An 8,640-nucleotide genomic window follows, 5' to 3' on the forward strand; every position below is an offset into this window, starting at 1 on the left:
GGCGGACGCGCGGGCCGGCGGGCGGGCGCGCCCGCCCGCCGGGTCGGTGCCCGGTGTCCCCGCGGCGGGAGGGCCCGGTGGCGGATCCGGGTTCAGGCGGAGGGGGACCGCTCGTCCGGGCGGGCCCGGAGCGCGCCGTGCCGCGTGTCCTCGGCGGCGGCATCACCGGCAGCGGCGGGGGCCGGGATCCCGGGCCGACCGGGCGTTCCGTCAGGTGCCGTCTCAAGGAACTCGTCGAGGATTCCGGGCGTCGCCTCGCGGACCAGCGCGAGACCGTCGGCGAGGGCGACGTCGCGGATCCGGTAGCCGCCGCGGCCGGCGGCGACCACCGCGACCAGCGTGGCCAGGCCGGCCCTGCGCTGGGACGCCGACTGGTGGACGGCCCAGCCGAGGATTCCCGACCGGTCGAGCAGGACGGTGCGCCGGGCGTAGGTGCCGTAGCGGGTGACCACGTACCTGCCGTGCAGGCCGCAGCCGAGGCTGCGGTAGGCGTCGACGGCGGCGGCCAGCGCCGACGGCAGCAGCACGAAGGCCGAGATCCACGCGATGTGGAGCAGCACGTCGGTCAGGAGCACGCCGAGGACCACCAGGGGCGTCTCGACGAGGGCGACCGCCGCCAGGGCCCAGGTGATCCGGCGGCGCAGCGCCGCCCGGGGTGCCGGGGCCAGCCGCAGGGCGGCCAGGAAGTCCGGGTCCTCGCCGAGGACGGCGGTGGCGACCCGGTCGGTCTCCTGCCGTGACGTCGGCGGGAGCAGCGCGCTCTTGGTGGCCGTCGACCGGTCGTCGGCGGTGCCGAGCCCGGTGGCGATCGCGTTGAGCCGGGCGCCGCGGGCGAGCCGCAGGGGTTGGGGCTCGGCGATCTGGATGCCGCGCAGCCGGCGGCGTTCCAGCCAGAGCGAGCGGGTGCTGAACAGGCCGCGGCGCAGCCGGAGGGTGCCGTCGTCGACCTCGTCGAGCCGGTAGTCCCACCAGGTCTCGACGAAGGTCACCAGGGAGGTGAGCGCGCCGAGCAGGAGGACGGCCAGGACCGGCACGGTGACGGCGGCCCAGAGCGGCAGGGCGGTGAGTCCGGTCCAGGCTGCGCGCAGGAAGCCGACGTCGGCGGGGTTGATCCGCAGCGAGTCGAGCAGGCGGGCGAATCCGCCGGCGACGAATCCGATCCAGGCGAGGCCCCAGACGGTCAGCGGCGCGTACCGGAGCCAGCTCAGGCGCAGGACGGCGAGGGTGGTGTCCGCGGTCGCCCCGTCGGGTGCGAGTCGGCGCCGGACGTGTTCGGCGGAGGTCCGGGACACGCCGTCGAGGGCGAGTTGCCGGTCGTCGGCGGCGACGTGCGTGCCGGTGCTGATCCGGACGGTGCGCAGTCCGAGCAGCCGGTGGAGCGGGCTCGCGGTGATGTCGACGCTGCGGATCCGGTCGCGGGGCACCGCGCGGTGCCGTCGGAAGAGCAGGCCGCTGCGCAGTTCGACGCGCTCGTCGGTGATCCGGTAGCGGGTGGTCAGGAGCCGGACGCCGAAGAGTGTCGCGATGATCAGGCAGGTGAGGCCGATGGAGCCCAGCGTGATGGCGGCGGCGAGGTCGAGGGTGCCGCCGGTGATCAGCAGGGTCAGCAGGGTGGAGCAGAGCGGCGGGACCAGCCAGGTGAGGCAGGTCGCCGGCATGCGCGGGTCCAGCCGCTGCCAGCGCTCTGCGGTCACTGGCCGTCTCCGGGCAGGGCCTGGGCGCGGGCGGCCAGGGTCTCGGCCAGGTCGGCGGCGACCTGGCGGTCCAGGCCCTGGATGCGGACCGGGCCGGCGGCCGACGCGGTGGTCACCACGAGGCCCGCCAGTCCGAACAGTCGCTGGACGGGCCCGCTGGCGGTGTCGACGGTCTGGATCCGGGCCAGCGGGGCGATCCGGGCCCGCTGCCAGAACCAGCCGGACACCGCGTAGACCGCGTCGACGGTGGCTTCCCAGCGGTGGACGCGGTACCGCCAGGCGGGCATCACCAGCAGGTAGGCGAGTGCGGCGGCGGAGACGATCGCGAGGGCGAGTCCGAGCCAGGTGCGGGCGGGCGGGATCAGCGCGGTCAGCAGCGCCAGCACCAGGACGGGGGGCAGTGCGACGAGGGCGGCCTGGGCGCTCCACCAGCCCAGGGCGCGGCGTTCGAGCCGGTGTCGGGGGGGTCGGAGGCGCGGTACTTCGCGGCGGGACACCTCGTCACTCTAAAGGCCGATCCAATTCACGGACAACCTCCGCCGGGGGCACTGGGGTATCCGAGGCGATTAGGGGTTGTCGGCCGGGTCGGGCCCGGATATCAGTTCTCCGTCACCTCATCACGCCCTCGAATTTCGGGACGAACGAACGATGACTTCTTCGGAAACAGCGAAGGCGACGCGCGTCGCGTGCTGGCAACCCGCTTGGATCGGCGGGGAGTCGGGCCGTGACGACTTCCTGGAGCGGCTGGCCCGGGCCGCCGCGGCGGCGGCGGACGGCGGTGCGGAGCTGCTGGTCACGCCGGAGATGTCGGCGACCGGCTACCAGTTGGGCCTGGCCCGCACGGTGGAGCTGGCGGAGCCGGCCGACGGGGCGCTCGCCGACGGCGTGCGCGAGATCGCCGTGCGCAACCGTCTGGCGATCGTGTACGGCTGGCCCGAACTGGCCGACGGGGGCGTCTACAACAGCGTCCAGCTCGTCGGCTCCGACGGCGCGGTGGCGGCCCGGTACCGCAAGACCCACCTGTACGGCGAGTTCGACCGCTCGGTGTTCGCGCCCGGTGACCGGATGGTGGTCCAGGCGAAGCTGGGCTCGCTCACGGTCGGTCTGCTGATCTGCTACGACGTGGAGTTCCCGGAGACCGTGCGGGCGCACGCGCTGGCCGGCACCGAGTTGCTGGTCGTGCCGACGGCGCTGGTCCGCCCGTGGGAGTTCGTCCCCCGGACGCTGGTCGCGGCGCGGGCCTTCGAGAGCCAGCTCTTCGTGGCCTACGTCAACTGGTACGGCGCGGGGCCGCACGGCTACTGCGGGCTCGGCCGGGTGGTCGGCCCGGACGGGGTGCTCCGCGCCGAGGGGCCCGGGGACGCCGAGGCGCTGTTCGTCGCCGAGGTGGACCGCGCGGCGATCGACGCGAGCCGGCGGGCCACCCCGTACCTGCTGAACCGGCGGCCCGAACTGTACGGCGCTGCGCAGTGACCGCCTTCGCGGCGGACCTGTCGGCGCCGCCGGTCACCATGCTCGGCCCCGATTTCCCCTTCGCCCACGACCGGTGGGTGCGTCACGCCGACGGTCTGGGGTCGGTTCCGCCCGGGCGGCTGGGTACGCCGGTCGCGGTGGTCGGCGGCGGGATCTCCGGGTTGGTCGCCGCGTACGAGCTGATGCGTCTGGGTCTGCGTCCGGTGGTGTTCGAGGCGGGGGAGCTCGGCGGCCGGATGCGGACCGCGAGTTTCCCGGGGCATCCCGGGACGGTCGCGGAGCTGGGCGCGATGCGGTTCCCGGCCTCGGCCACGACGCTGTTCCACTACATCGGCCTGGTGGGGCTGGAGACCCGGCCGTTCCCGAACCCGATGGCCGCGGCGACGCCGCACACCGTCGTCGACGTGAACGGCGACCGGCACTTCGCCCGGGTGCCGGAGGACCTGCCGTCGGCGTACCAGGAGGTCTACGACGCCTGGACCAAGGTGCTGGAGGAGGGCGCCGACTTCAGCGCGATGGACTCGGCGATCCGCCGCCGGGACACGGCCATGATCAAGGCGATCTGGAACCGGCTGGTGCCGCTCCTGGACGACCAGTCCTTCTACGGCTTCCTGGCGTCCTCGTCGGCGTTCGCGTCGTTCCGGCACCGGGAGATCTTCGGTCAGGTCGGTTTCGGTTCCGGCGGCTGGGACACCGACTTCCCCAACTCGATGCTGGAGATCCTGCGGGTCGTCTACACCGGGGCCGACGAGGGCCACCGGGAGCTGACCGGCGGCGCCCAGCAGCTCCCCCTGCGGCTGTGGCGGCACGCGCCGGCCCGGTCGGCGTACTGGCCGGCCGGCACCTCGCTGGCGGATCTGCACCCCGACGGGCCGCGGCCCGCGGTCACCCGGCTCTCCCGGAGCGACGGGGGGATCGTGGTGGAGACGGCCGAGGGGGCCGCCGAGTTCGCGGCGGCCGTGCTGACTCCGCAGGTGCGGCTGCTGCTGTCCGGGATCGACACGGCCGAGGACCTGTTCCCGAACGACGTGTGGACCGCGGTCGAGCGCACCCACTACATGGGCGCCTCGAAGCTGTTCGCGCTGGTGGACCGGCCGTTCTGGCAGGACGTGGACGACCGGACGGGGCGTCCGGTGATGGGGATGACGCTCACCGACCGGGCGCCGCGGGGCGTCTACCTGTTCGACGACGGCCCGGACGCGCCGGGGGTGATGTGCCTGTCGTACACCTGGAACGACGACTCCTTGAAGACCGCCGCGCTGTCGGCCGACGAGCGGTTGGACGTCATGCTCCGGCACCTGCGCAGGATCTATCCGGACGTGGACGTCCGCAGCCGGATCATCGCGCCGCCGGTCGCGGTGACGTGGGAGACCGAGCCGCACTTCATGGGCGCGTTCAAGAGCAACCTGCCCGGCCAGTACCGCTACCAGCGGCGCCTGTTCACGCACTTCGTGCAGGACGCGCTTCCCGCGCACCAGCGCGGGGTCTTCCTCGCCGGTGACGACGTGTCGTGGACCGGCGGGTTCGCCGAGGGGGCGGTGACCACCGCGCTCAACGCCGTCTGGGGCGTCCTGCACCACCTCGGCGGCCGGACGCCCGCCGGCAACCCGGGCCCGGGGGACGACTTCCCCGCGCTCGCGCCGATCGAGCTGCCCTCCTGAACGGGACGGTCCGCCGGTCGGGAGGGCACCGGGCGGCGGTCCGCCGTCCCGTTCAGAGGATTCCGGCCTGCACCGCCGCCATGACGGCGGCGGTGCGGTCGGACACGCCCAGCTTGGTGAAGATCCGTACGACGTAGGTCTTCACGGTGGCCTCGGTGATGTGCAGGGCGCGCCCGACGGCGGCGTTGGTCAGCCCTTCGGCGACCAGGCGCAGGACTTCGGCCTCCCGGCGGGACAGCGTCTCCGTGCGGGGCTGGCGGACCCGGCCGAGGAGCGTGGCGGCGACCGCCGGGGAGAGCACGGTCTCGCCGCGTGCGGCGGCCCGGACGGCCTGGGCGAGTTCGGCCGGCGAGGTGTCCTTCAGCAGGTAGCCGACGGCCCCCGCCTCGACCGCGCGGAGGATGTCACCGTCGGTCCGGTAGGTCGTGAGGATCACCACGCGGGTCGCGGGGAGCTCGGCGAGGATGGCCCCGGTGGCGCCGACCCCGTCGCCGTCGGGCATCCGCAGGTCCATCAGGACGACGTCGGGCGTCAGTTCGCGGGCGGCGGCCAGGGCGGCGGAGCCGGACACCGCCTCGCCGACGATGGTCAGTTCGGGCTGGTCGTGGAGCATCGCGCGGATGCCGGCCCGGATCACCGGGTGGTCGTCGACCAGCAGGACGGTGATCGTCATGCGGGCACCCGGATCCGGAGGGAGGTGCCTTCGCCGGGCGCCGAGTCGACCTCCAGCTCGCCGCCGGCCTGGCGCAGCCGCCGCCGCATCAGCGGGAGGCCGTGGCCGGCCGTGGCGGTGTCGGCGGCGAACCCGCCGCCGTCGTCGTGCACCTCCAGCCGGACGCCGCCGGCGTCGGTGGCGAGGACGACCTCGACGCGGCCGGCCGCGGCGTGCTTGCGGACGTTGCTCAGCGCCTCCTGCGCGTGCCGGAGCAGGTCGACGTTGAGCGCGGTGTCCGCCGGATCGGGGGCGCCGTCCACCTGGAGGGTGGCGTCGATGCCGTGCACGTCCCGGAGGCGGTCGACCTCGCGGCGGAGCCCGTCGACGAGGGAGGCGGAGGTGGCCTCGGGCAGGGGGCGGGCGGTGATCAGCGCCCGGGCGTCGGCCAGGTTGTCGCGGCTGGTGGCCTCGGCGACCTCCAGGTAGTGGCGGGCCCGTGCGGGGTCGGCCTCCAGCGCCGAGCCGGCGGCCTGCAGCAGCATGATCGTGCTGGACAGGCCCTGGGCGAGGGTGTCGTGGATGACGTCGGCGACCTGCTCGCGTTCGGCGGCCCGTCCGGCTTCGTAGGACACCCGGCCGAGCTCGGCCCGGGCGGCCTCCAGTTCCCTGATCAGCACGGCCCGTTCGGTGCTCTGCCGGATGATCTGGCTCACCCAGACGCCGAGGACGACCGAGAGCGCCGCGACCGTCGTCCCGAGGACGGCCGGCAGCCCGCCGGAGCCGGGGAAGGTGTCCCCGGCCAGCGCGACCCCGAGCCAGACCAGGTTCATCGCCAGCACGGCGAGCGTGCCGGCGACCGGGCCGGTGGTCATGAACGCCGGTGCGCACAGCGCGAACAGGACGAGCGCGCTGCTGGTCGTCAGTCCGACCGCAGCGGCGAACACCAGGACCACGCCCAGCTGGTAGAGCAGGGCCTGCCGGGTGCCCCGGCCGGTGCGGATCAGCCGCCGGCCGAGCACCAGGTGCGCGGCGACCAGCAGGACCAGCAGCGCGGCGGCCCCGGCCCGCCGGGCGGGGCCGGGGCCGCCGGTGAGCAGGACGCCGCCCAGACCGGCCGCGCTGACCAGGACGAAGTACGCGTCCCAGACCGGCTGCCAGCGCAGCCACTCGTCGGGGGCGCGACTCAACCGTCCTTCCTTCCCTGCCAGCGGAACGTGGTCAGGCACAGGATCAGACCTCCGAGGCACCAGGCCGCCAGCACCAGGACGATGCGTCCGTGCTCCCAGGCGCCGGCCGGTTCCGCACCGGCCGCCGAGTCGGGGAGGAACACCGAGCGGAAGCCCTGTGCCATCCACTTGAGCGGGAACACGGCGCCGATGTGCTGCAACGCCGTCGGCAGCGTGGTCAGCGGCACGATGAAGATACCCGAGACGAACTGCAGGACGAGGAACGGCAGGTTGACGATGGGTGCCGCGCCGCGCACCGAGCGCGGAACGCTGCTCATCGCGGTGCCGAGCAGCGCGCAGCCGGTCACGCCCAGCAGGAAGACCCAGGCGAACGTCGCCCAGCGCGTGACGTCGGTGGGCAACGGCAGGTCGTAGAAGAGCACGCCGACGGCCAGGACGATCACCATCTCGGCCACGGCGGTCACCAGGACCAGCACGATCTTCCCGACGAAGTAGGCGATCGGCGGCATCGGTACGCCGCGCAGCCGCTTGAGCGTGCCGTCCTCGCGGTCGCTGGTGATGCTGACGGCGAGGTTGACGAAGCAGGTCGAGCCGATCCCGCCGGCGATCATGCCGGCGGCGAGCAGCTGGCTGGAGGGGATGCCGGAGGCACCGAGCTGCCGGTCGAAGATCGAGCCGAGCAGGGTCAGCAGCACGACCGGAAGTGCGAACGTGAAGATCACGGCGGTGCGTTCGCGGAAGAACTGGCGGAGCTCGACCCCGCCGCGGGCCAGGCAGAGGCCGAGGACCGACGGTTCCCGGGCGGTGCCCGGGGCCGGGCGCCCGGTGGACGCGGCGGGCGCGGCGGTTTCGGTGGACGCGGCGGTTTCGGTGGACGCGGTGGTCATCGGGAGCCTCCGATCAGGTCGAGGTAGACGTCCTCCAGCGAAGGCCGGGTGACGACCAGTCCGGGGACCTCGCCGTCGAACCGGGCGGAGAGGTCCGCCACGGCGGCGGTGGGGCCGGCGGTGCGCAGCTGACGCGGCTCGCCGTTCTCGGACCAGCTCACGGTGGCCTCGGCCGACGCGCGCCCGCCGAGGTCGGCCGGGGTGTCGACGGCGAGGATCCGGCCGGCGGCGATGACGCCCACCCGGTGCGCGAGTGCCTCGGCCTCGTCCAGGTAGTGGGTGGTCAGCAGGATCGTGGTGCCGTCCTCCTCGGAGAGCCGGCGGATCAGCGACCAGAACTGGCGGCGCGCCTCCGGGTCGAACCCGGTCGTGGGCTCGTCGAGGAACAGCAGCCGGGGCCGGCCGACGACGCCGATCGCGACGTCGACCCGCCGCCGTTGCCCGCCGGAGAGCGTCCGCACCTTGCTCCCGGCCTTGCCGGTCAGGCCGACGAGTTCGATCACCTCGTCGACCGGGCGGGGGGCGGGGTAGTACCCGGCGAAGTGGCGGACGGTCTCCGTGACGGTCATGTCGGCCATGTCGGAGGCGTTCTGCAGCACCAGTCCGATGCCGTACCGCCAGCGCCGGGGCGCGCGTTCCGGGTCCTCGCCGAGCACCCGGACGCTGCCGGCGTCGCGCTTGCGGAACCCTTCGAGGATCTCGACGGTCGTCGTCTTGCCCGCTCCGTTGGGGCCCAGCAGCGCGAAGATCTCGCCGTCCCCGATGTCCAGGTCCACGCCGTCGACGGCGGGAGCCCCTTGATAGGCCTTGCGTAGGCCGCGTACCTGCACCGCTTCTGTCACCGTGCCAGCTTCGGCCGCCGGGCCGGTGGGCCGCGACGGCCGGTGGACCGACAGTTGTCCGTCGATCGGACGACACCGGTCGGCGGACGTCGTGCGCGGACCGTCCGGGCACCGACCGACCGGGGTCCGCTAGGGGTTGGGCCCGGTGGGCGCCGGGTCTAGCCTCCGAGCGTGGACACCCGTCGGCCGGTCGACCCCTCGTGGGTGCCCGGCGGAGCACCCCGACGCGGGTGCTACGCCG

8 protein-coding genes are annotated in these 8,640 nt (G+C 74.2%); 2 read left to right on the forward strand and 6 right to left on the reverse strand.

Translation table 11 applies throughout. The annotated features are described in order from the left end of the window. Positions 1-92: 92 nt before the first annotated feature. Together ABZY91_RS40525 and ABZY91_RS40530 are read right to left on the reverse strand one after the other, a co-directional pair. Complete coding sequence (locus ABZY91_RS40525) at positions 93-1,694, reverse strand: PH domain-containing protein (protein ID WP_355409075.1); 1,602 nt, start codon at positions 1,692-1,694, stop codon at positions 93-95. Then, on the reverse strand, positions 1,691-2,191 hold the full coding sequence (locus ABZY91_RS40530) for a PH domain-containing protein (RefSeq protein WP_355409077.1): 501 nt from the start codon (positions 2,189-2,191) through the stop codon (positions 1,691-1,693). Before ABZY91_RS40530 ends, ABZY91_RS40525 begins: the two co-directional genes overlap by 4 nt. A gap of 151 nt (positions 2,192-2,342) precedes the next feature. Between ABZY91_RS40530 and ABZY91_RS40535 the strand changes: the two genes are divergently transcribed. Then, positions 2,343-3,167: a carbon-nitrogen hydrolase family protein gene (locus ABZY91_RS40535; protein WP_355409079.1), complete on the forward strand. Its 825-nt coding sequence runs from the start codon at positions 2,343-2,345 to the stop codon at positions 3,165-3,167. Between the two features lie 38 nt (positions 3,168-3,205). Then, complete coding sequence (locus tag ABZY91_RS40540; RefSeq protein WP_355409089.1) at positions 3,206-4,828, forward strand: FAD-dependent oxidoreductase; 1,623 nt, start codon at positions 3,206-3,208, stop codon at positions 4,826-4,828. Positions 4,829-4,880: 52 nt separating this feature from the next. Here ABZY91_RS40540 and ABZY91_RS40545 read toward each other — a convergent pair whose 3' ends face one another. Genes ABZY91_RS40545 through ABZY91_RS40560 form a run of 4 tightly spaced genes read right to left on the reverse strand, consistent with a single transcriptional unit; the run spans position 4,881 to position 8,399 of the window. Continuing rightward, positions 4,881-5,501, reverse strand: a complete 621-nt coding sequence (locus ABZY91_RS40545; protein WP_355409081.1) for a response regulator transcription factor — start codon at positions 5,499-5,501, stop codon at positions 4,881-4,883. Then, positions 5,498-6,670 (reverse strand): sensor histidine kinase, encoded by a 1,173-nt coding sequence (locus tag ABZY91_RS40550; RefSeq protein ID WP_355409083.1) that lies wholly within the window; start codon positions 6,668-6,670, stop codon positions 5,498-5,500. The genes ABZY91_RS40545 and ABZY91_RS40550 overlap by 4 nt, the downstream gene beginning before the upstream one ends. Beyond that, positions 6,667-7,557 (reverse strand): ABC transporter permease, encoded by an 891-nt coding sequence (locus tag ABZY91_RS40555; protein WP_355409085.1) that lies wholly within the window; start codon positions 7,555-7,557, stop codon positions 6,667-6,669. The genes ABZY91_RS40550 and ABZY91_RS40555 overlap by 4 nt, the downstream gene beginning before the upstream one ends. Next, on the reverse strand, positions 7,554-8,399 hold the full coding sequence (locus ABZY91_RS40560; RefSeq protein WP_355409087.1) for an ABC transporter ATP-binding protein: 846 nt from the start codon (positions 8,397-8,399) through the stop codon (positions 7,554-7,556). Before ABZY91_RS40560 ends, ABZY91_RS40555 begins: the two co-directional genes overlap by 4 nt. Between the last annotated feature and the right edge of the window lie 241 nt (positions 8,400-8,640).

It is taken from the genome of Kitasatospora sp. NPDC002965 (assembly GCF_040611255.1).
Lineage (GTDB): Bacteria > Actinomycetota > Actinomycetes > Streptomycetales > Streptomycetaceae > Kitasatospora.

Coding starts and splice junctions, on each gene's coding strand:
- ABZY91_RS40555 (WP_355409085.1), bottom strand. CDS start 7,557: ATGACCACCGCGTCCACCGAAACCGCCGCGTCCACCGAAACCGCCGCG.
- ABZY91_RS40535 (WP_355409079.1), top strand. CDS start 2,343: ATGACTTCTTCGGAAACAGCGAAGGCGACGCGCGTCGCGTGCTGGCAA.
- ABZY91_RS40545 (WP_355409081.1), bottom strand. CDS start 5,501: ATGACGATCACCGTCCTGCTGGTCGACGACCACCCGGTGATCCGGGCC.
- ABZY91_RS40540 (WP_355409089.1), top strand. CDS start 3,206: ATGCTCGGCCCCGATTTCCCCTTCGCCCACGACCGGTGGGTGCGTCAC.